The sequence below is a fragment of the Rhodococcus sp. P4_B6 genome, from assembly GCF_056402215.1.
This window is the reverse complement of record NZ_JBFUHV010000148.1, coordinates 1-22,438: the sequence shown is the minus strand read 5'-3', so window position 1 is coordinate 22,438 and position 22,438 is coordinate 1. Positions and strand designations below refer to the sequence as shown.

Sequence of the window (22,438 nt, the reverse complement as noted above, 5' to 3'; positions counted from 1 at the left end):
GGGTTGGTGTCCGTGTCGCTCTGACCTGGAATAAGTTACGCGAATGAAAACGGAGCGTCAAATCCCCTGGTCAAAGGCATCCGGTACGTGAAATCCGCTGGTGGCCCGCGCTACGCGCGGGCCACCGGACGGAGTAGGTCCGAATTACGCCGCTGTGACCCGCCGCACGCTAGCTCGACAACACTTTGACGCCGGCGAAGTTGCGCTTTCCGCGCCGAACCACGAGCCACGTCCCGTGCAGCAGATCGCCCGATTCGGGAGTCCAGTCCTCACTGGAGATCTTCTGGTTGTTGACGGAGGCGCCGCCTTCCTTCACAGCGCGGCGGGCCGCACCCTTGCTCTCGCACAAGCCGCTGAGAACGAGAAGGTCGACGATGCTGGACGGCTCGCCCGGCGCGAGTTCTGCGACGGACGCCTCCCGAAGGGCGGCGCCGAGCGTCGGCTCGTCCAGGTCCTGCAGTTCCGCGCGGCCGAACAGTGCCTGGCTCGCGAGCTCCACGGCACGGGTGTTGGCTTCGCCGTGCACGAGTGTCGTCATCTCGGCGGCGAGCCGGCGCTGGGCCTCGCGGGCATGCGGCCGCTCGGCGGTGGCCGTCTCCAGTTCCGCCAGCTCCTCGGCGGTGAGGAAAGTGAACCACCGCAGGTACTTGATCACGTCGGCGTCGCCGGTGTTCACGAAGTACTGGTACCACGCGTAAGGGCTCGTCATCTCCGGGTCGAGCCACAGGCTTCCGCCTCCGGTCGACTTTCCGAACTTCTTGCCGTCCGCCGACGTGACGAGCGGGACTGTCAGACCGTGAACCGATTCGGCGTCGACGCGCCGGTTCAGCTCGACGCCGGCGATGATATTGCCCCACTGATCGGATCCGCCGACCTGCAGTGAACAACCGTGGCTGCGTCGCAGGTGCAGGTAGTCGTTGGCCTGGAGCAGCATGTAGCTGAATTCGGTGTAGGACATGCCGTCGGTTTCGAGGCGACGCTTCACGGTGTCCCGCGCGAGCATCACGTTGACGGAGAAGTGCTTGCCCACGTCGCGGAGGAAGTCGATGGCCGACAGCTTGCCGGTCCAGTTCATGTTGTTCTCGATGACGGCGCCACTCGGCGAGTCGTCGAACTCGACGAACCGTTCGAGCTGACCCCGAATCCGATCGGCCCATTCCGCCACGGTGTCGGCGGAGTTCATCGTGCGTTCACCGACGTCGCGGGGATCGCCGATCAGACCGGTCGCGCCACCCGCCAGCACGATGGGACGGTTGCCCGCGCGCTGGAATCGCTTCAGCGCGAGCAGCGGCACGAGATGGCCGGCGTGCAAACTCGGTCCGGTCGGATCGAAACCGGCATAGAGCGTGACCGGTCCGGCGTCGAGATCACGGCGCAGCGCGTCCAGATCGGTTGATTGGGCAATGAGCCCGCGCCAGGTCAGTTCATCGATGATGTTCTCAGTCACGGGTTCGATCATCCCATCCGCTCGTCGGCGGGCGTCGCACGCGGGCTTCTCCGGTACGCGGACACCGCCGGCGACTCCGGAATCCAGAAGCGCCACGGGCGGTCGGCGGCCGTGCTGACCCCGACCCGCGGGCCGCTCACCCAGCCGTCCGAATCCGCAACCTCCAGCCGAACGGGCGAATCGGTTTCGAACAGTGCCGCACCGTTCTCGGCGAGGGTGACGCCGGTCGCGGACCCCAGGTTGCCGGGCCCGCGCGCCCAGTCGGCCGGTCTCGTCACGCGGGGTCTGCGTGCCCGGACCGTCGCGGACCCGTCGAGCACTTCGCCCGCACGCAGCAGCACCCCGCCCGCGGTGCCGACCGGCCCGTAGGACACGTTCATGCAGAAGTGCATCCCGTAGCTGCGGTAGACGTACAGGTGCCCGGCCGGGCCGAACATCACCTCGTTGCGCGGCGTCCTCCCCCGGTACGAGTGCGAAGCCGGGTCGGGCCACGGGCCGTCCTTCTCGCCGCCGTACGCCTCCACCTCGACGATGCGGATCCGGACCTCGCCGACGATCAGCGTGGATCCGAGGACGATGTGCGCGGCGTCCACGGGTTCCGCCCGGTCGAGTCGATCGATGGTCACGTCCCGATTCTCCACAACCGTTGACGCCGCCACCCCGACGGTCGCATAATTCATCACACAATGAATTCACCCAGTGATGAATTGAGGCCCGCCATGAATGGCAGTGCAGCGATCGACATCCGTGATCTGCACGTGCGCCGAGGCAGGAACGAGGTGCTGCACGGCATCGACGTCCAGGTGCCGAGCGGATCCATAACCGGCCTCCTCGGACCCTCCGGATGCGGAAAGACCACGCTGATGCGGTGCGTGGTCGGCACTCAGATCGTGGAATCCGGGACGGTCACCGTGCTGGGGTCCCCCGCAGGCTCGGTCTCGTTGCGAAGCCGCGTCGGGTACGTCACCCAGTCCCCCAGCGTGTACGCCGACCTCACGGTCAGGAAGAACGTCGCCTACTTCGCCGCGCTCTACGGTCAGCCGTCGAGCGCGGTCACCGAAGCGGTCGACGCGGTGGGGCTGACGCGCTTCGCCACCCAGAAGGCGGCAGATCTGTCGGGTGGGCAGCTGGGCCGGGTCAGCCTGGCGTGCGCGCTGGTGGCGCGCCCCGAGATCCTCGTCCTCGACGAACCCACCGTCGGCCTGGACCCACTCCTGCGCGTCGAACTCTGGGAGCGGTTCGAGGAACTCGCCGCCGCCGGCACCACTCTGCTGGTGTCGAGCCACGTCATGGACGAGGCCGAACACTGCGCGTCGCTCCTGCTCATGCGGGACGGCTACGTTCTCGCGCAGGTCTCCCCCGGCGGGCTCCGGGAACAGACCGGTGAGACGAGCCTCGAAGACGCCTTCCTGAACCTCATCCGCGCATCACATGTCGGGAGTGAGAACTGATGAACGTCACGATCTTCGCGGCCACGGCGGGCCGGATCCTCGCGCAACTGCGGACGGATCACCGCACCGTCGCCATGATTCTGGTGGTGCCCAGCCTGCTGATGGTGCTGCTGTACTTCCTGTATCAGAACGTTCCGGCGCCGCCCGGTCAGCAATCGCTGTTCGAGCGCGTCGCGATCACGATGCTGGGCATCCTGCCGTTCGTCGTGATGTTCCTCGTCACGTCGATCGCGATGCAACGCGAACGGACGTCCGGCACCCTCGAACGCCTGCTCACGACGCCCATGGGCAAACTCGACCTGCTCGGCGGCTACGCCGCGGCGTTCTCCAGCGCCGCTGCGGCGCAGGCGGCGCTGGCGTGTGCGGTCTCGTTCGGATTTCTCGGCCTCACCACCGAGGGCAGCGTGACGTGGGTGCTGCTGATCGCCGTGCTGAACGCGATCCTCGGCGTGGCACTCGGTCTGCTGTGCAGCGCGTTCGCGCGCACCGAATTCCAGGCGGTGCAGTTCATGCCGGTGGTCGTGGTTCCCCAGCTCTTCCTGTGCGGGCTCCTCGTTCCACGGGATCAGCTCCCCACCTGGCTGGAGTGGATCAGCAACGTCCTCCCGCTGAGCTACGCCGTCGAGGCGTTGCAACAGGTCGCCACCCACCCCGGGGCGACCGGCCTCATGTGGCGTGACCTGGCGGTGGTCGCCGCCTTCGCCCTGTTCGCACTGTCGCTGGGCGCCGCGACGCTGAGGCGCCGCACACCATGACCGACCCCGCGACACGCACCGACGGCGCCCCCGGGCTGCGGACCGGACGACGCCCGGGCAACCCGGACACGCGGTCACGGATACTGACTTCCGCACGAAAACTGTTTGCACAGAACGGCTTCGACAAGACCAGCGTCCGTTCCGTGGCCTCCGGGGCGGGCGTCGACTCCGCTCTGGTCCACCACTACTTCGGAACGAAGCGACAACTGTTCCTCGCGTCGGTGGACATTCCGGTGGACCCGACGAAGGTGATCGCGCCGGTGCTCGACACCCCGCCGGACGAGATCGGCAGCCGCCTCGCCCGGGCCGTGTTCTCGGTCTGGGAGTCGCCGCACAAGCCCGCCGTGGTCGCGGCGTTCCGGTCCGCGATGGCGGGGAACGAACCGACCCTCATCCGCACGTTCCTCCTCGAGGTCGTGCTCCGAGACCTCGGACCGCGCGTCGACGAACCACCCGGAACCGGCATGCTGCGCATGCAATTGGTGGCATCGCAGATGGCCGGTGTGCTGGTGACGCGGTACGTCCTCGAAATCGAGCCACTCGCGTCGCTGCCCGTCGACGACCTGGTCGCGATCGTCGCCCCGACGTTGCAGCGTTATCTCACCGGCGATCTGCCGGTGTGATCAGGCCTCGCCGGCCGCCCGGGCGAGCAGCGTCTCGTGCTCGGCCGCGTCGACGTCCCTGGCCTCGTCGATCAGCAGGACGGGGATCCCGTTCTCGATGGGATACGCCCGCCGAAGGCGAGGGTTGTAGAGCAACTCGTCTCCGACCAACAGCAGAGGACCCTTGTCCTGTGGGCACGCGAGAATGCCGAGCAACGTCGGATCAATAACCACGGAAGTCCTCTCCAACCGTTCGGGTGAGCAGTGTCAGGCTACCGCGCGCCGGCGGGCACTCCGGCGGAGCCGTCCTCGAACTCGGCGGCCACCGCCTTGGTCAGCCGCCGGTACTGGTGCGATTCCGGATCGGCGTACCACACACGGGTTCCCGGCTTGGGCAGGCCGGCAGCGCTCAGGGCATCGGCATTCGGGCGGTACGAGGACCCCAGCGGGATGTCCCCCACCACCTGGATGATGTCGGGCCGCAGCGCGGGAGCAAGCGCGTCGAGCGCGTCGGAGATCTCCGCCAGTCTCGGCGGCGGCCCGTCGCGGAGGGTGAACGCGGCAACGGCCAGCGTGCGACCGCCGACCGCGACCCCGTAGGCCACCGCGAGGTCGACACGATCGACGGACCCGAGCGCGTCGACGATCGGCTGGGTGAACACCGCGCCCCGGCGAGTCGCGATCACGGTCTTCCTGTGGTCGACCAGCCAGTAGTCCCCGTCGGCGTCGCGGCGGAAGAGGTTCTCCGTCGGAATCCACGCGTCGCCCGCGGCGAAGATTCCCCGCATCGCGCCGCCGGACATCTCGGCGTGCACGCCCGCCCTGCCGAGGAGCAGACCGACCTCGTCGTCCTCGCATTCGCGGATGAATCCCTGCTCGTCCTCCAGCAGCCGGCCGGCGATCGGGTCGTAGGCCGCGAGCCGCACCTCGGCGCTGCCGGGCAGGGGCCGCCCCTTCGCCCCGACCTTCGCGCCTGCGACGTTCGCGAGAACCACGTCGCCCTCGGTGGAGGCGTAGAACTCGAGGACCTTCGCCGGTGCGAATCGTTCCGTCGTGCGGCGCCACAAGCCCTGCGGCATTCCGGATCCGATGAAGAGCCGGACGGGGTGGCTTCCGTCGAGCGCGAGGTTTTCGGCGTCGAGGATCTCGCGCATCATCGTCCACGTGTAGCTGACCACTGTGACGCCGTAGCGGTGGACCTCCTCGGCGAACCGCTCGGGGTCGAGTCCGCGCGAGAGCGCGATCCGCGATCCACCCGCCACGGCGCCACCGATCGCGGCGAGCAGGCTCGACGAATGATGCAGAGGCGCAAGGCAATACACGGTGTCGCCGCGGTCGAGATCGGCGGCCGAGGCCGTTCCGAACGCCGACAGCGCCCACCGGTAGTTCGTGATCTGCTTGGTCTCCCAGTGCCCGTTGGACTCACTGCAGATGATGAACGCCAATTCGCGGGCCAGTCCGGGATCGGGCCGGTACCAGCCCGGCAACGTCACCGCGTCGGGGTCGATCTTCTCGAGATCGACGACGTTCGCCGACGGATCCACGTCGAGGTCGCGCTGGGCACCGCCGCCGAGCACGAGCACTTGAATGCCGGTGGCGAGCGCGGCGTCCAGATTCTCCGGATCGGTGACGATGCGCTCGACACCGTCGATGCGGAGGGCGGTGTGGACTTCCCGCCCCGGGGGCAGGAGGACCGCGACGGCACCGAGACGGGACAGCGCGACGATGGCGGCGAGCGCGCTCGGGCGCGTCTGCATCACGACGCCGACGTGAGCGGCGGGACGGACACCGGCCTGGATCAGACCGCGGACCACGTTGTCGATCCGCTGATTGACCGCCTCGTAGGTATGCACGCGATTGTCGAAGAGGAAGCACTCGCCGCCCGGCGCCTTCCGGCGCTGCTCGGCCAGCAACCGGCTGAGCGAGATCTGGGTGTGCGGCTGAATCTGGCCGAGCCGGGCCAGCCGGGGCAGCGCCCGCGTGGCCTCGCCGGACAGTTCCACCGTGCCGCGCAACGCGCCGGACGCGAAGTCGCTGATTCCTTTGCCGACACCGACACCCACCTCGGCGACCGACGCCACGGTGTGAATGATGCGGTCGCTGATGGACACTCCGGATTCGCTACCGAAGTGCTCGTCGTAGCGCATGAGCTCGATGTTGGTGGGGCGCGGCCCCAGCCCCTCGTTCCACAGCACCCACTTGCCGGTCGTCGGCCACGTGTGGGTCGCCGCGGCCGAGCCGACCACGAGACCGAAATGCCCTGCCCGCAACGTCGATTCGTACACGTTCGCACGTGGGGCGGCCCGGCGGATGCCGCGGACGGCCAACGGCTGACCGATGTCGTCGACCTCTCCCACGAACGCGAGGACCGGACAGGTCAACTCCGCGAGCGACACCACCTGGTCCTTGATCACGAACCCGCCGGTCATCATGCGGTTGTGCACGATGAACTGCTTGAGCAACTCCGCGACGGCCGGACCGGACCACGCAACCCAGCCCTCGGTCGCGAGGAACCGTCGCTGCTGCTCCCGCGGCAACAGCGCTTCCCTGTCGTGCAACTGACGGAGGAAATCCAACCTCGACTTCAGTGTCTTGACGGGGTCGAGGAGCTGAAACCCGGTGCGGGCCATCCACCCCGACACCGCGAGCCGGTTGAAGACGTGGTCCGCGAGGAAACCCGCGGCGTCGGTGGCGAACCCGGCCGGGATCCCGAACGGCAGCCCGGCGAGCGTGTCGACCGGACTGCCGAACGTCACGAGCCCGGCGATGTTGCGGCTGCGGCGGTACGCGGCGGCCTGGTAGGCGAACATGCCGCCCTGCGAATACCCGGAGAGATAGACGTCACGCCCGGTGTGCGACCGCACCTGATCGATGATCTCGCTGATCGCGACGATGTGGTCGGCGAGATTCCGATCCCAGCCGCCCTCTTCGGAATCCGGCGAACCGAAGTCGACGACCCAGGGGTCGATCCCCATCGAGCGCAGGATGCCGACCGCGCCCTGGTCCCGTGTGACGTCGTAGACGTCGGCCGACATCATCATCGGCGGGACCAGGACGATCGGGGGTCCGGCGTCGGCCGGGTCCGTGTCGGGGAAATACCGTCGGAGCCGATACATCGGTGCGCGTTCGACCACCTCGAACGGCGATGTGGTGAGGTCCGTCTCGAGTCCGCCGAGACGAACCACCTCCAACCCGTTCTGCGCCGTCGCCACCACGCGACGGATCGGGCCCATCACCGTTTCGGTATTCAGTCCCACGAACACTCTCCCAGACTCTCGAACCGTGACGCACGTCTCGCTGCCGCCCGCCCTCACCCTACTGCGCTCGACGCGTCACACAGCCCCTAATCCGGGGCGTCCGACGCCGGTGTCATCGACACCACTCGCGCAGCGACTCGGACAGCTGACGGACCCCGCCCAACTGTTCGGCCACACGGATACCGGCCGTACCGCCGCGGGCGTTACGCGAGGCGATCGAGCCCTCGACGGTGAGCACCTCCCGCACGTCCGGGGTGAGAGCCGGATCGACTCCGGCGAGTTCTTCGTCGGTGAGATCCTCGAGTCCGGCGCCCCGCGCCTCGGCGACGCGGACACACGCCCCCGCAGCCTCGTGCGCGACGCGGAAGGGGACGCCCTGACGGACGAGCCACTCGGCGATGTCGGTGGCCAGCGTGAAGCCCGCCGGTGCCAGTTCCGCCATTCGATCCGTGTGGAATTCGAGGGTGGAGACCAGTCCGGTGATCGCCGGGAGCAGCAACTCGAGCTGCGCCACCGAATCGAAGACCGGTTCCTTGTCCTCCTGCAGATCCCGGTTGTACGCGAGCGGCTGCGCCTTCAGCGTCGCCAGCAGACCGGTCAAGTTGCCGATCAGCCGGCCCGACTTGCCGCGGGTCAGCTCGGACACGTCGGGGTTCTTCTTCTGCGGCATGATCGACGAGCCGGTCGACCAGGCGTCGGCGAGCGTGATGTAGCCGAATTCCGGAGTGCTCCACAGGATGACCTCCTCGGCCATCCGCGACAGGTCGACGCCGATCATCGCGAGCACGAACGCCGCCTCGGCCGCGAAATCCCGCGACGACGTGGCGTCGATCGAGTTCTCGGCCGACGAATCGAACGCGAGTTCCGCGGCGATCGCCTCCGGATCGAGTCCGAGCGACGATCCGGCCAGTGCTCCGGAACCGTACGGCGACACGGCCGCCCGCACGTCGAAGTCCCGCAGCCGCTGAACGTCACGGAGCAACGGGTGCGTGTGCGCCAGCAGGTGGTGCGCGAGCAGCACCGGCTGCGCGGCCTGCAGGTGGGTCTTGCCCGGCATCACCGCGGAGGGGTGCGCGGCGGCCTGCGTGGCGAGGGCGTCGACGACGTCGAGCACACCCTCGGCGACGCGGCGGACGGCGTCCCGCAGCCACATCCGGAACAGCGTCGCCACCTGATCGTTGCGCGAACGCCCGGCGCGCAGGCGTCCCCCGACCTCGGGACCGACCCGATCGATCAGACCGCGCTCGAGCGCCCCGTGCACGTCCTCGTCGGATTCGCTCGGGACGAACTCGCCGCTCGCGACGTCGGCCGCGAGCCTGCCGAGACCGGCGAGCATCGTCGCCAGGTCCTGGTCACCGAGCAGGCCGGCCTTGTGCAGCACCCGGGCGTGCGCCTGGGAGGCRCGCACGTCGTACGGGGCCAGCACCCAGTCGAAGTGAGTGGACTTGCTCAGCGCCGCCATGGCGGCGGCCGGTCCGGACTCGAACCGGCCACCCCAGAGGGCTCCTTCGTTGGTGCCGTGAGCACTCATACCTAGAGACCCAGATCGCGCTTCGCCGCGACCTTCGAGGACAGTCCGTGGATCTGGACGAATCCCTTGGCGTACGACTGGTCGAACGTGTCGCCCTCGTCGTAGGTGGCCAGGTTGAAGTCGTACAGCGACTGGTTGCTGCGGCGGCCGTTGACGATGATCGCACCGCCGTGCAGCACCAGCCGGATGTCACCGGAGACGCGTTCCTGCGTCTTCTCGATGAACGTGTCCAGCGCGACCTTCAGCGGGGAGAACCACAGGCCGTCGTACACCAGCTCGCTCCAGCGCTGCTCGGTCTGACGCTTGTAGCGACCGAGTTCGCGTTCCTGCGTGACGTGCTCGAGTTCCTGGTGCGCGTTGATGAGCACCATGGCACCGGGAGCCTCGTAGATCTCCCGGCTCTTGATGCCGACGAGACGGTCCTCGACGACGTCGAGGCGGCCGACACCCTGGGCGCCTGCGCGGCGGTTGAGTTCCTGGATCGCCTCGAGGACGCTGACGGGCTTGCCGTCGATCGCGACGGGGCGTCCGGCCTCGAAGCTGATGATCAGCTCGTCCGGGGCCTGCCAGTTGACGGTCGGATCCTGCGTGTAGTCGTAGACGTCCTTGGTCGGCGCGTTCCACAGGTCCTCGAGGAACCCGGTCTCCACGGCGCGGCCCCACACGTTCTGGTCGATCGAGAACGGTGACTTCTTGGAGACGTTGATCGGGATCTCGTTTTCCTCGGCGAACGCGATCGCCTTCTCCCGGGTCCATGCGTAGTCGCGGACCGGTGCGATGACGTCGAGGTCAGGAGCGAGCGATCCGAAGCCCACCTCGAACCGGACCTGGTCGTTGCCCTTGCCGGTGCAGCCGTGCGCGACGGTGGTGCCGCCGTGGGCACGCGCGGCCTCGACGAGGTGCTTGACGATCAGCGGGCGGCTGATGGCCGACACGAGGGGGTAGCGGTCCATGTAGAGGGCGTTGGCCTGGATGGTCGGCAGGCAGTATTCGTCGGCGAATTCGTCGCGCGCGTCCACCACGACCGATTCGACCGCACCGCAGTCGAGTGCACGCTGGCGCACGACCTCCATGTCCTCGCCGCCCTGGCCGAGATCGATGGCGACAGCAACAACTTCCTTGCCGGTCTCCTTGCCGATCCAGCTGATGGCGACTGAGGTGTCCAGCCCGCCCGAGTAGGCGAGTACGACGCGATCGGCCATGGTCCTTGTGCTCCTTAGGTTGAAGATCTGTAGAGATGATTCAGTTGTCAGGCGAGGGATTCGATCTTGGCCGCGAGTTCCGCCCCGCTCAGCGGCTCGCGTGCCACCACGAGAATGGTGTCATCCCCCGCGATGGTTCCCACGACGTCAGGTAATGATGCCCGATCGAGTGCGCTCGCCAGATAGTGCGCTGCCCCCGGGGGAGTTCTCAGCACCGCCATGTTGCCACTGGCATCGGTCGACACCAGTAGCTCCCCCAGCAACCGCGACAGCCGGTCGGTTCCGCCGGAGACGCCGCGGACGGGATTTCCGTCCTCGGGCACCACGTACACCCCGGCGCCACCGTCGGCGGCACGGAGTTTCACGGCACCGAGTTCTTCGAGGTCGCGCGACAACGTGGCCTGGGTGGCATCGATGCCTTCGGCCGCGAGCAGCGCCGCGAGTTCGGTCTGGCTGCGGACCGGGTTGTTCGACAGGATCGCGACGATGCGCGCCTGCCGACCCGCCCGGGTCGGCGCCGTTGCCGCGTTCGCTGTGCGCTGCGGCGGTGCCGCACCTGTGCGCTGCGGCGGTGCCGCACCTGCGCGCTGCGGCGGTGCCGCATTCACGGACGGTCCCCGGTTCGTTGTGCGAGCAGCCACACCAGCAGTGCCTTCTGCGCGTGGAGGCGGTTCTCCGCCTCGTCCCAGACGACGCTCTGCGGTCCGTCGAGGACGGCGTCGGTGATCTCCTCGCCGCGGTGGGCGGGCAGGCAGTGCAGGACCACCGCATCGGCATCGGCCCTCGCGAGCAGCGCCTCGTTGATCTGGAACGGGCGGAACGGGCCGACCCGGTCGAGTCCGTCGTTCTCCTGGCCCATCGACGTCCAGGTGTCGGTGACGAGTGCGTCCGCTCCGACGACCGCCGCCTGCGGATCCTCGCTGAGGGTGATGGTCGCGCCGGTGTCGGCGGCCCGCGCGCGGGCTGCGTCGACCACCCAGGGCAGGGGTGCGAATCCCTCGGGGCTGGCGATGGTCACGTCGACGCCTGCGGTGACACCGCCCAGCATCAGCGAGTGCGCCATGTTGTTGGCGCCGTCACCGAGGTAGGTGAGCTTCAGACCCTTCAGCGAGCCCTTCCGCTCCGCGAGGGTCTGCAGGTCGGCCAGAACCTGGCACGGGTGGAACTCGTCGGACAGCGCGTTGACGATCGGGACGTCGGCGCCGGACGCCATCGCCTCGAGCCGCTTCTGCCCGAACGTGCGCCACACCACGGCGTCGACGTACCGCGACAGGACGCGGCCGGTGTCCTGCAACGTTTCCTCGCGGCCGAGCTGGGTGCTGCGCCCGTCGACGACGATCGCGTGACCGCCCAGCTGCGCGATGCCCATCTCGAACGAGAACCGGGTACGCGTGGAGTTCTTCTCGAAGATCACGCCGACCCCGCGGGGGCCCTCGAGCGGACGTTCGGCGAACGGGGCCTTCTTCAGCCTGGCGGCGAGTTCGAGGACCTCCGCCTGCTGTTCGGGGGTGAGGTCGTCGTCCCGGAGAAAGTGTTTCACCACGGTCGTCACTGCTTTCCCGGCTGAGCGGCCGATTGCGCGTTGTCGAGGATCGCAGGCAGCGCCGCGACGAATCCTTCGGCCTGCTCGTCCGTGAGGACGAGGGGCGGAGCGAGCCGGACGACGCCCGGCTGCGCGGCGTTGATCAGGTATCCGGCCTCGCGGGCGGAGTTCTCCACCGCGGGGGCCACGTCCTGGGTGAGGACGATGCCGAGCAGCAGTCCGGCGCCGCGGACGTGGTCGATCAGCGGGTGGCCGAGACCTTCGATGCCTGCCGACAGCGTCTTGCCGAGCGTGTCGGCGCGGGAGATGAGGTCGTCCTCGGCGATGGTCCGCAGCACGGCGAGCGCCGCCGACGCGCAGACAGGGTTCCCGCCGAACGTCGTGCCGTGCTTGCCCGGCCCGAACAGGTCCGCGGTCGCGCCGGTGGCGATGCACGCGCCGATCGGCATCCCGCCCCCCAAGCCCTTCGCGAGAGTCATGACGTCGGGCACGATCCCGACCGCCTGGTGAGCGTAGAACCAGCCGGTGCGGCCGATCCCGGTCTGCACTTCGTCGAGCACGAGCAGTGCGCCGCGATCGGCGGTGATCTGCCGTGCGCCTGCGAGGTATCCCTCCGGCGGAACGACGACTCCGCCCTCGCCCATCATCGGCTCCAGGAACACGGCTGCGGTGTCGGCGTCGACGGCCTTGTCGAGTGCGTCGAGGTCGCCGTACGGCACGTGCATGACACCCGGAGGCATCGGCTCGAACGGCGCCCGCTTGGCGGCCTGCCCGGTGAGCGCGAGAGCGCCCATCGTCCGGCCGTGGAAGGAGTTCTCCGCCGCGATGATCTTCGATCGTCCCGTGGCCCGCGCGAGCTTGAACGCCGCCTCGTTGGCCTCCGTGCCGGAATTGCAGAAGAACACGCGCCCGGGTGCRCCCAGATGGGACAGCAATTTCTCGGCCAGTTCGATCGCCGGCTCGCTGGCGTACAGGTTCGACACGTGACCGAGGGTCGACAACTGCGCCGTGACGGCCTCGATGATCGCCGGGTGTGCGTGCCCGAGGATGTTGACGGCGATGCCGGCGAGGAAGTCGACGTACTCCTTGCCGTCGGCGTCGGTGAGCACCGCACCCTGACCGCGCGTGAGTGCCACCCGGGGGACGCCGTACGTGTTCATCAGGGCGCCGGACCAGCGCTGCTGGAGTTCCGGGGTTCCGGTCATGGGGCAACTCCCTCGGTAGGTGAAGTCGGGGCGGGCGTGACCATCGTGCCGATGCCCTCGCCGGTGAACAGTTCGAGCAGAACGGAATGCGCGAGGCGGCCGTCGATGACGTGCGCGGTGGGTACCCCGCCGCGGACCGCGCGCAGGCAGGCCTCCATCTTGGGCACCATGCCTGCGTCGAGACTCGGCAGCAGTTGCGCGAGCGCGTCCACGTCGATCTCGGTGGCCAGCGAATCGCGGTCCGGCCAGTTCGTGTACAGCCCTTCGACATCCGTGAGGACCACGAGCTTTTCGGCGCCGATGGCCTCGGCGAGCGCGGCGGCGGCGGTGTCCGCGTTGATGTTGTGCACCACACCGTCCGAGTCGGGGGCGATGGTCGACACCACGGGAATTCGGCCCGCGCGGATGAGGTCGAGAACAGCCTCCGGATTCACGGTCGTGACGTCGCCGACGAGTCCGATGTCCGTCGGCCTGCCCTCGACCATCACGGTGCGCTTGGTGGCGGTGAACAGATGTGCGTCCTCGCCGGAGATCCCGACGGCGTACGGTCCGTGGGCGTTGATCAGCCCGACCAGTTCGCGGCCGACCTGACCGAACAGCACCATCCGGACGACGTCCATCACCTCGGGGGTGGTGACGCGGAAGCCGCCCTTGAATTCCCCTGTCATGCCGAGCTTTCCGAGCATGGCATTGATCTGGGGGCCGCCGCCGTGCACGACGACCGGCTGAATTCCGACCGTCCGCAGGAACGCCATGTCGGCGGCGAACGCCGTCTTCAGCGCGTCGTCGACCATGGCGTTGCCGCCGTACTTCACGACGACGACCTTGTCGCGGAACTGCTGCAGCCACGGCAGCGCCTCCGCCAGGACGTGTGCCTTCTGGTGATCGGTGATGCCGGTGAGCGCTTCGCTGGCCGCTGTCATGACGAATACGCCGAATTCTCTTCGACATAGGCGTGCGAGAGGTCGGTGGTCCGGATGGTCACCGCGTGCTCGCCCAGACCCAGGTCGATGTCGAGGGCGATGTCGATGTCGCTCAGGTCCACGTCCCGCGCACCCGGGGCGCCGACGCCGTCGATGCAGACGGGGGCGCCGTTGAACGACACCGAGATCTTGTCGGGGTCCAGTTCGATCGGCGCGATGCCGATCGCGGCGAGGACCCGGCCCCAGTTGGGGTCGGAACCGAACAGCGCCGTCTTGACGAGGCTGTCCCGCGCCACCGTCCGGGCCCCGATCAGCGCGTCGTGCTCGCTGACCGCGCCGCTGACGGTGACCTGCACCCGCTTGGTGACGCCCTCCGCGTCGGCCATCATCTGCTCGGCCAGATCGTCGCAGACGGCCGTCACGGCCGCGTTCAGTTCGTCCTGGGTGGGTGTCACGTTGCTCGCACCGGACGCGAGCAGCAGCACGGTGTCGTTGGTCGAGGTGGCACCGTCGACGTCCAGTCGGTCGAACGTCAGCCGGGTGGCGGCCCGCAGCGCGGCGTCGAGTTGAGCGGCGGTCGCGACGGCGTCTGTCGTCACCACGCACAGCATCGTCGCCAGCGCCGGCGCCAGCATGCCGGCGCCCTTCGCCATCCCGCCGACGTTCCACTTGCCCGCATGATGCAGGGCGGCCTGCTTCGGCACCGTGTCGGTGGTCATGATCGCGTACGCGGCGTCGGTGCCACCCGAGATTCCGCCTGCGAGTTCGTGGACGGCCTCCGTGACGCCGGTCAGGACCTTGTCCATGGGCAGGCGGTCGCCGATCAGACCGGTCGAGCACACCGCGACCTCGACGGCACCGGTCTCGGTGCCCCAGTTGCTCAGCGCCGACGCCACTTCCTCGGCCGTCTTGTGCGCGTCCTGGAATCCGCCCGCACCCGTGCACGCGTTGGCACCACCCGAATTGAGCACGACGGCGCGCAGCCTGCCCGTGGTGAGCACCTGCTGCGACCACAGCACGGGGGCGGCTTTCACCTTGTTCGCGGTGAAGACGCCCGCCGCCGCGAGTTCCGGCCCCTCGTTGAGGACGAGGGCCAGGTCGGCGTTTCCGCTCGCCTTGATACCCGCCTTGATCCCGGACGCGCGGAAGCCCGCGGGCCCCGACACCCCCTGGCTGCGGACCAGGGTGCCGCCGGCGACTTCCCGGGTCGGGTGCGGATCGATCGTGCTGTCACTGCTCACGGGGCAACTCCCACTGTCGAGAGACCGGCGGTCTCGGGTAGTCCAAGCGCAAGATTCATCGATTGCACCGCTCCCCCGGCGGTGCCCTTCGCAAGGTTGTCGATCACGGCGATCACGACGATCTGTCCGGCGTCGGCGTCGACCGTCACCGCGATCTGGACCGCGTTCGATCCGATGACCGCCCCGGTCTGCGGCAGCACGCCCTGGGGCAGCACGTGCACGAACGGCTCGTCCGCGTAAGCCTTTTCGTAGATCGCGCGCACCTCGTCCTCGGTCGCCGTGGTGACCGCGGTGCAGGTGGCGAGGATGCCGCGCGGCATGGGCGCCAGCACGGGGGTGAACGACACGGTGACACGCTCACCGGCGAGTTCGGAGAGATTCTGGATGATCTCCGGTGTGTGGCGGTGCACGCCGCCGACGCCGTACGCGCGGACCGAACCCATCACCTCGGAGCCGAGCAGATCGGCCTTGGGGGCACGTCCCGCGCCGGACGCGCCGGTCACCGCGACGATCGTGACCCGCGGTTCGACGACGCCCGCCGCGACCGCGGGAGCCATCGCCAGGCTCGACACCGTCGGGAAGCACCCGGGGACGGCGATGCGGGTGGCGCCCGCCAACTTCTCGCGGGCACCGGGAAGTTCCGGAAGTCCGTACGGCCAGCTACCTGCGTGCGGGCTCTTGTAGTACCGCTCCCAGTCCTCGGCGTTCGTCAGCCGGAAGTCCGCGCCGCAGTCGATGATGACCGTGGACTCGGGCAGGTCCTTCGCGTACTGCGCCGAATTGCCGTGCGGCAAACCGAGGAACACCACGTCGTGACCGGAGAGCGTGTCGACGGTGGTGTCTTCCAGCACTCGGTCGGCGAGGGGAAGCAGATGCGGATGGTGTGAGCCCAGGGTCGAGCCGGCGTTGCCGCCGGCGGTGAGCGCGCCGATGACGAGCGAACCGTCCGCATACGACGGGTGCCCCAGCAGCAGACGCAGCACTTCGCCACCGGCGTATCCGCTCGCGCCGGCGACGGCAATCCTGATCGGTTTTCCCGCGTGCTCAGTCATACGATTGATTATGCATCATCATGCAAGCTAATACACAACGTGGTCTTTCGGCGGGACGGAAACCGCGGTCACTGCTTGCCGAGCGACCGCCGGATCTCGTCGAGCTTGGCCTTACCCGCCTTCTCCCGCTTCTCCCACGCATCCTCCAGCGATTGCCCCGACGGGCTGTCGTGCGCGAGTTCCGAGGAGCCCATCGCCGTGCCGAACCGTCCCTCGATCCGCTCACGTACGCGGTCGAACGTCGGGACACCGCCCGGGGTGTAGTCCGGCTCCGGCACACCCGGCACGACGTGGGGCACGACCTCCGCGGTCACCGGATCCTCGGCCGGAATCGCCGCACCCACGTCCACGGCCGCGAGAAGCGCGCCGAGACCCGGACGTCCGGCGGCCACCGCACGCACCACCTCGAGGAACTCGGCGTCGGTCAACTGACTGGCCGCCGCCACGACGTCGCGCACCTCGGTCATCGCCTGCTCCTCACCGTCCCGGGCCCTCCACCCAGGCTACGGGTCAGCTGCGCAGTTCGGCACCCACCGCCGCGGTCGCCGCGGCGACCGCGGCATCGCGAGCGGCGCTCGCCTCGTCCTCGGTCAGAGTGCGGTCGGCGCCCCGGAATCGCAGCGCGAACGCCAGCGACTTCCGGCCCTCCCCGACCTGCTCACCCTCGAACACGTCGAACAACCGGATGTCCTCGAGGAGTTCCCCGCCACCCGACCGCAGGGCCGCCTGGACCTCGGCGGCGGGAACCGCGGTGTCGACGACGACCGCCACGTCCTGAAGGACGGCGGGGAACGGCGAGACCTTCGGCGCAGGCAGATTCTCCACCAGCGGCAGGGCACTCAGATCGATCTCCACGGCACTCGTCCGCGGGGGAAGCCCGGCGCGCTCGAGCACCGCGGGGTGCAACTCGCCCGCGTGTCCGACGACTACGCCGTTCACGAGAAGTTCCGCGCCCCGGCCCGGGTGCCACGGCAGGTACTGCGTCGCGCGGAACTCCAGCTCGACACCGGCCGCGGCGGCCACCGTGCGGGCTGCGGCGAACGCGTCGGTGGCGTCGGCTGCGCGTCCCGCGCCCCACGGACCACTCGGCTCACGCTGCCCGGTGAGCACCGCCGCCACGTGCACCGGCTGATCCGGCAGCGACTGCAGCAGCGCCGTGATCTGCTCGTCGGTCGGACGACGGTCCACCGGCAGCGCCGCGACCGGCTTCGTGTCCGCGCCGGGCAGCACGACCTGCGCGATGCCGAACAGCGACAGGTCGCGCTGACCGCGGGAGACGTTGCGGGCGAGGACCTCGAGCAGTCCGGGCAGCAACGTCGTGGCCAGTTCCGGCCGATCCGATTCGAGCGGATTGAGCACCCGGCCGGTGTTCCTGCGCGGATCCTCCGGGTCCAGCCCCCACGTGTCGAAGACTGCGGTGGGCAGGAAGACGGGGGGAAGGATCTCGACGTACCCCGAGAACGCCAGGGCGCGGCCGACGGCCCGCTTGCGGCGCTGCGTCGGCGTCAGCCCGCGACCTGCGGGGGCCGCGGGCAGCACCGACGGAATCTTCTCGAGACCCTCGAGGCGCAGCACTTCCTCGACCAGGTCGGCGGGCTGCACCAGGTCGGGCCGCCACGACGGCGGGGCCGCGACGAGCTGGCCGTGCCCGCTGTCGCTGACGCCGACCTCGACGTTGCAGCCGATCTGCGTCAGGCGGCGTGCCGCGGTGCCGGTGGGGTAGTCGACGCCCGCCACGCGGTCGGGGAGGTCGATGTCCATGTGGATGGGCTGGTGCGGGGTGACCTCGCCGATGTCGGTGAGCGCCGACTCGACCCGTCCGCCGGCGATGTCGACGAGCAGTGCGGCAGCGCGGTCCAGTGCCGCAACGGGGATCTCGGGATCGACGACGCGTTCGAAACGCTTGCCCGCCTCGCTCGTCAGCTTGTGCCTGCGCGCGGTCTTGAACACCGCGAGCGGATCCCACGTGGCCGCCTCGAGCAGGATGTCGGTGGTTCCGGGTCCGACCTCGGTGGACGCGCCACCCATGATGCCTGCCAGCGACAGGACCCCCGAATCGTCGGCGATCACGACGTCCTCGGGATCGAGGACGCGCTCGGTCTCGTCGAGAGTCGTCAGCTTCTCCCCCGCCACCGCGCGGCGCACGACGAGCTCGCCGCTGATCTTCGCGGCGTCGAACGCGTGCAGCGGCTGGCCCAGTTCGAGCAGAACGTAGTTGGTGACATCGACGGCCGGCGAGATCGGCCGGACACCCGACAGCAGCAACCGGCGCTGCAGCCACCACGGACTCACCGCATTCGGATCGATACCCGTCACCCGGCGGGCGGCGAAGCGCGTCGCCTTCGACTCGGGTTCGACGCGGATCGGCCACGCCTCCCCGTCCGCCGGAGACGGCGGCACCGCGGCGGGGTCGGCGAAGTCCAGGTCGAACCCGCACGCCAGTTCACGGGTGAGCCCGCGGACAGAGAAGCAGTAGCCGCGGTCCGGGGTGATGTTGAGTTCGATGACCGTGTCGTGCAGACCCATCAACTCGTTGGCGTCCGCACCCGGGAGTGCGGTGCCCGGCTCGAGGACGAGGATGCCCGAGTGATCCTTGCCGATGCCCAGTTCGGCCACCGAGCAGATCATCCCGTCGGAGACCTGCCCGTACGTCTTGCGGGACGCGATGGCGAAACCACCGGGAAGGACCGCGCCCGGGAGCGCGACCACCACGAGGTCGCCTTCGGCGAAGTTCCGGGCGCCGCACACGATGCCCTGCGGCTCGGCCGCCCCCACATCCACCGTGCAGAAGCGGATCGGCTTCTTGAATTCGGTGAGCTCGGTGATCTCGAGAACCTTGCCGACCACGAGGGGGCCGTCGACGGGCTCGAGCCGGTCGACTTCCTCGACCTCGAGCCCGACCCGGACGAAACCTGCGTCGAGTTCCTCGGCGGTGACGTCCCAGTCCGGGGTGGCACGCTGCAGGATCTCGGTCAGCCAGGATTGCGCTACTCGCACGTCTGCTCAGCTCTCTCGTTCGTGAAGATGTCGTGACTGTGGTGGACGGGATCCGGGTGACGCGGGGTCAGCCCTGGACACCGAAGGGCAGCGTGAACCGCACGTCGCCCTCGACGATGTCGCGCATGTCCGGGATCCCGTTCCGGAACTGGAGTGTGCGCTCGAGCCCCATGCCGAACGCGAACCCGGTGTACACGTCGGGGTCGATTCCGGAGGCGCGCAGCACATTCGGGTTGACCATTCCGCAGCCGCCCCACTCGACCCAGCCCGCGCCGCCCTTCTTGTTCGGGAACCACACGTCCACCTCGGCGGACGGTTCCGTGAACGGGAAGTAGTTCGGGCGCATCCGGGTGCGGGTCTCGGGACCGAACAGTGCGCGGGCGAACGCGTCGAGCGTGCCGCGCAGATGCGCCATGGTGAGGCCCTTGTCGACCGCGAGCCCCTCCACCTGGGAGAAGACGGGGGTGTGTGTCGCGTCGAGTTCGTCGGTGCGGAACGTCCGTCCGGGGCACACCACGTAGATCGGCACCTCGCGCGAGAGCATCGTGCGCACCTGCACCGGCGACGTGTGCGTGCGGAGCACCTGTCGCGAACCCTCCGGTGCGATGTGGAACGTGTCCTGCATCGTCCGCGCGGGGTGATCAGGCAGGAAGTTCAGGGCATCGAAGTTGAAGTGCTCGGTCTCCACCTCCGGCCCCTCGGCGACCTCCCAGCCCATGGCCACGAACACGTCCTCGACCTGCTCGGAGATGATGCTGATCGGGTGGCGGGCACCCACCGGCTGACGCTGCGACGGCAGCGTCACGTCGATGGCCTCGGCCACGAGAACGGCGGCGTCGCGCTCGGCGAGCAGCACGGCGCGGCGCTCGTCGAACGCCGCACTGATCCGAGTGCGGGCGACGTTCACGCGCTTGCCCGCGTCGGCCTTCTCCTTGCCCGGAAGGGCTCCCAGTCCGCGGCGGGCGAGGGCGATCTGCGACTTGTCGCCCATGTGCTCGACCTTGGCCTTCGCCAGGTCGTCGAGATCCGCCACCGACGCGAACGCCTTCTCGGCGCTCTCCGCCGCCGCGGTCAGGGCGTCCTCGGTGAGCGCACTCGCATCGATCGCGCCGCCTTCGACCCCCGTGGAGGCAGCGCCCTCTTTTTTAGCCACGACCGGTGCCACTCCTTACGTTCTTTCAGTCAACACTCTCGACGAAACCGAACAGCTCGCCGTCAAATCCTATGCGATCCGATTTTCGCCGTTTCAGCTGTCGGTTCGCTTGCGGTTCTGGACCCGGGCGCTCGAATACAGGCAGATCGACGCCGCCGTCGCCAGGTTGAGGCTCTCGGCGCGACCGTGGATCGGGATCCGCACCCGGTGGTCCGCTCGCGCCGCGGTGGGCGCATCGAGGCCATGGGCCTCGTTGCCGAACAACCACGCCGTGGGGCGGGCCAGGAGTTCGTCGGCGTCGTCCAGATCGACTTCGCCGTCCGCCGCCGTGGCGAGCAACTGGATGCCCGCCGCGCTGATGCTGTCGAGAACCGCGGCCGTGTCCCGTTCACGCACCACCGGAAGGTGGAAGAGACTTCCGGCGGACGCCCGGACACATTTTCCGTTGTGCGGGTCGACGCTGTCGCCCGCGAGAATCGCCGCGTCCGCACCTACCGCGTCCGCGACCCGGATGACGGTGCCCGCGTTGCCCGGCTCCGCGACCGCGACGGGAACCGCCAGCAGGCGGGTTCCGGGACCCATCGCCTCGGCCAGCGGAACGTCGAGGAGATCGCACACCGCGACGAGACCCGGCGGGGTCACCGTGTCGCTGAGCGCACGAACCGCCCGATCCGTCACCAGCGACGTGCGGACACCCACGGCGTGCGCCCGGTCGATCAGCGTCGAGTACCGCTGCTCCGCGTCCGCGGTGTAGAAGAGGTCGTGCACCGGGTGGGTGGCGAGTGCCTCGCCGACGGAGTTCTCCCCCTCCACCAGGAAGCGCCCAACCTTGCGTCGTTCCGCGGTGCGCAGCAGCTTGACAGCAGAAACGACCCGTGGGGTGCGCTCGGTGAGCGGGTCCACGGGTCGTTTCCGAGGCTCGAAAGGCCCGGGTGCGAGACTCAGGCTGCTTCTCCGGCCGGAGCGTTCACGTCAGCCGGAAGGGCTGCCTTGGCGAGGGCCACGAGGCCGGCGAATGCCGCGGCGTCGGACACTGCCAGCTCGGCGAGGTTCTTACGGTCGACCTCGATCTCGGCCAGACGCAGACCCTGGATCAGGCGGTTGTACGTGATGTCGTTCGCCCGTGCAGCGGCGTTGATACGCGTGATCCACAGCTTGCGGAAGTCGCCCTTGCGCGCACGGCGGTCACGGTAGGCGTAGGTCAGCGAGTGGAGCTGCTGTTCCTTGGCCTTGCGGTACAGGCGCGAGCGCTGTCCGCGGTAGCCGCTGGAGGCTTCGAGAATCGAACGACGCTTCTTCTGGGCGTTTACCGCCCTCTTTACGCGTGCCACTGAAAAATCCTGTCAATCTTGGGGCGGTGAGCTGCCCCGGGTGGTCAGTAAAAGGGGTGTCGACTCAGATGTCGAGCAGGCGCTTGATGCGAGGAGTGTCAGCCTTGCTGACGACAGCCACGCCATCGAGGCGACGGGTCACCTTGGTGGCCTTGTGCTCGAGCAGGTGGCGGCGACCGGCCTTCTGGCGCAGGATCTTTCCGCTGCCGGACACCTTGAATCGCTTCGCGGTGCCGCTGTGGGTCTTCGACTTGGGCATGGAGTCCTCAGTTCTCTGTATCCGGACGGTGATCCGGGTCGTGCTGGTGTAGTCGGACTAGCTGGTCGGCGCTTCGCCGGGCGTAGTGCCGCCCGCCTGCTCCGCAGGTGTCGCCGGAGCCTGTGCCGGTGCGGGAGTTGCCCGCTGCGCCGGCGGCGCGGCGGCGCTCTCCTGCGCCTTGACACGGGTCTTCGCGCCCTTGTGCGGAGCGAGCACCATCGTCATGTTTCGACCGTCCTGCTTGGCGGACGTCTCCACGAACCCGAGATCGGCGACGTCTGCACCGAGACGCTGCAGAAGCCGGAAACCGAGCTCCGGACGCGACTGCTCACGTCCGCGGAACATGATCGTGACCTTGACCTTGGATCCGGCCTCGAGGAAGCGAACGACATTGCGCTTCTTGGTCTCGTAGTCGTGATCATCGATCTTGGGGCGGAGCTTCTGCTCCTTGATGACCGTGAGCTGCTGGTTCTTGCGCGACTCACGAGT

The 22,438-nt window shown here is 68.7% G+C and carries 22 protein-coding genes; 3 read left to right on the top strand and 19 right to left on the bottom strand.

Going from position 1 to position 22,438, the window contains the following annotated elements:
• Positions 1-169 precede the first annotated feature (169 nt).
• Entirely contained in the window at positions 170-1,447 is a 1,278-nt protein-coding gene (tyrS, locus tag AC1DWT_RS39590) for a tyrosine--tRNA ligase (RefSeq protein ID WP_072949332.1), read from the bottom strand.
• A gap of 8 nt (positions 1,448-1,455) precedes the next feature.
• Positions 1,456-2,127, bottom strand: coding sequence for a DNA-3-methyladenine glycosylase (locus tag AC1DWT_RS39585; RefSeq protein WP_206012627.1), 672 nt, complete (start codon positions 2,125-2,127; stop codon positions 1,456-1,458).
• Positions 2,128-2,166: 39 nt separating this feature from the next.
• On the opposite strand from AC1DWT_RS39585, the gene AC1DWT_RS39580 reads away from it, so the two are divergent.
• From AC1DWT_RS39580 to AC1DWT_RS39570, 3 genes are read left to right on the top strand one after another with little or no spacing between them, the layout of a single operon-like run.
• Positions 2,167-2,898: an ABC transporter ATP-binding protein gene (locus AC1DWT_RS39580; protein WP_072949260.1), complete on the top strand. Its 732-nt coding sequence runs from the start codon at positions 2,167-2,169 to the stop codon at positions 2,896-2,898.
• Positions 2,898-3,653 carry an ABC transporter permease gene (locus tag AC1DWT_RS39575; RefSeq protein WP_072949261.1) on the top strand — a complete coding sequence of 252 codons (756 nt, stop codon included), beginning with the start codon at positions 2,898-2,900 and terminating at the stop codon, positions 3,651-3,653. The genes AC1DWT_RS39580 and AC1DWT_RS39575 overlap by 1 nt, the downstream gene beginning before the upstream one ends.
• The gene (locus tag AC1DWT_RS39570; protein ID WP_206012628.1) at positions 3,650-4,276 is read left to right on the top strand and encodes a TetR/AcrR family transcriptional regulator; all 627 of its coding nucleotides are present in this window, start codon (positions 3,650-3,652) and stop codon (positions 4,274-4,276) included. Before AC1DWT_RS39575 ends, AC1DWT_RS39570 begins: the two co-directional genes overlap by 4 nt.
• Here AC1DWT_RS39570 and AC1DWT_RS39565 read toward each other — a convergent pair whose 3' ends face one another.
• The 17 genes from AC1DWT_RS39565 to infC form a co-directional block, all read right to left on the bottom strand.
• The gene (locus AC1DWT_RS39565; RefSeq protein ID WP_072949263.1) at positions 4,277-4,489 is read right to left on the bottom strand and encodes a Trm112 family protein; all 213 of its coding nucleotides are present in this window, start codon (positions 4,487-4,489) and stop codon (positions 4,277-4,279) included.
• A gap of 38 nt (positions 4,490-4,527) precedes the next feature.
• Entirely contained in the window at positions 4,528-7,518 is a 2,991-nt protein-coding gene (locus AC1DWT_RS39560; protein WP_206012629.1) for an acyl-CoA synthetase, read from the bottom strand.
• 106 nt (positions 7,519-7,624) lie between these two features.
• Entirely contained in the window at positions 7,625-9,043 is a 1,419-nt protein-coding gene (argH, locus tag AC1DWT_RS39555; protein ID WP_206012630.1) for an argininosuccinate lyase, read from the bottom strand.
• Positions 9,044-9,045: 2 nt separating this feature from the next.
• Positions 9,046-10,245 carry an argininosuccinate synthase gene (locus tag AC1DWT_RS39550; RefSeq protein WP_005247359.1) on the bottom strand — a complete coding sequence of 400 codons (1,200 nt, stop codon included), beginning with the start codon at positions 10,243-10,245 and terminating at the stop codon, positions 9,046-9,048.
• A 47-nt stretch (positions 10,246-10,292) separates the two neighbouring features.
• Positions 10,293-10,853: an arginine repressor gene (locus AC1DWT_RS39545; RefSeq protein ID WP_095865299.1), complete on the bottom strand. Its 561-nt coding sequence runs from the start codon at positions 10,851-10,853 to the stop codon at positions 10,293-10,295.
• Positions 10,850-11,797 (bottom strand): ornithine carbamoyltransferase, encoded by a 948-nt coding sequence (argF, locus tag AC1DWT_RS39540; RefSeq protein WP_206012631.1) that lies wholly within the window; start codon positions 11,795-11,797, stop codon positions 10,850-10,852. The genes AC1DWT_RS39545 and argF overlap by 4 nt, the downstream gene beginning before the upstream one ends.
• A complete protein-coding gene (locus AC1DWT_RS39535; RefSeq protein WP_072949269.1) occupies positions 11,794-12,993 on the bottom strand; it encodes an acetylornithine transaminase in 1,200 nt (399 codons plus the stop codon). The genes argF and AC1DWT_RS39535 overlap by 4 nt, the downstream gene beginning before the upstream one ends.
• Positions 12,990-13,916 carry an acetylglutamate kinase gene (gene argB, locus AC1DWT_RS39530; protein WP_072949270.1) on the bottom strand — a complete coding sequence of 309 codons (927 nt, stop codon included), beginning with the start codon at positions 13,914-13,916 and terminating at the stop codon, positions 12,990-12,992. Before argB ends, AC1DWT_RS39535 begins: the two co-directional genes overlap by 4 nt.
• Positions 13,913-15,157, bottom strand: coding sequence for a bifunctional glutamate N-acetyltransferase/amino-acid acetyltransferase ArgJ (argJ, locus tag AC1DWT_RS39525; protein WP_072949272.1), 1,245 nt, complete (start codon positions 15,155-15,157; stop codon positions 13,913-13,915). Before argJ ends, argB begins: the two co-directional genes overlap by 4 nt.
• Complete coding sequence (gene argC, locus AC1DWT_RS39520) at positions 15,154-16,209, bottom strand: N-acetyl-gamma-glutamyl-phosphate reductase (RefSeq protein WP_072949274.1); 1,056 nt, start codon at positions 16,207-16,209, stop codon at positions 15,154-15,156. The genes argJ and argC overlap by 4 nt, the downstream gene beginning before the upstream one ends.
• A 68-nt stretch (positions 16,210-16,277) precedes the next feature.
• Entirely contained in the window at positions 16,278-16,676 is a 399-nt protein-coding gene (locus AC1DWT_RS39515; RefSeq protein ID WP_206012632.1) for a hypothetical protein, read from the bottom strand.
• 43 nt (positions 16,677-16,719) lie between these two features.
• Positions 16,720-19,206, bottom strand: coding sequence for a phenylalanine--tRNA ligase subunit beta (gene pheT, locus AC1DWT_RS39510; RefSeq protein ID WP_072949277.1), 2,487 nt, complete (start codon positions 19,204-19,206; stop codon positions 16,720-16,722).
• 67 nt (positions 19,207-19,273) lie between these two features.
• A complete protein-coding gene (pheS, locus tag AC1DWT_RS39505; RefSeq protein WP_206012633.1) occupies positions 19,274-20,359 on the bottom strand; it encodes a phenylalanine--tRNA ligase subunit alpha in 1,086 nt (361 codons plus the stop codon).
• Positions 20,360-20,452: 93 nt separating this feature from the next.
• Positions 20,453-21,262 (bottom strand): TrmH family RNA methyltransferase, encoded by an 810-nt coding sequence (locus AC1DWT_RS39500; protein WP_206012634.1) that lies wholly within the window; start codon positions 21,260-21,262, stop codon positions 20,453-20,455.
• Between the two features lie 38 nt (positions 21,263-21,300).
• Positions 21,301-21,690 carry a 50S ribosomal protein L20 gene (rplT, locus tag AC1DWT_RS39495; protein WP_005247385.1) on the bottom strand — a complete coding sequence of 130 codons (390 nt, stop codon included), beginning with the start codon at positions 21,688-21,690 and terminating at the stop codon, positions 21,301-21,303.
• Between the two features lie 64 nt (positions 21,691-21,754).
• Positions 21,755-21,949 carry a 50S ribosomal protein L35 gene (gene rpmI, locus AC1DWT_RS39490; RefSeq protein WP_005247390.1) on the bottom strand — a complete coding sequence of 65 codons (195 nt, stop codon included), beginning with the start codon at positions 21,947-21,949 and terminating at the stop codon, positions 21,755-21,757.
• A gap of 57 nt (positions 21,950-22,006) precedes the next feature.
• On the bottom strand, positions 22,007-22,438 hold a 432-nt coding region (gene infC, locus AC1DWT_RS39485), incomplete at its 5' end, for a translation initiation factor IF-3 (protein WP_477924775.1).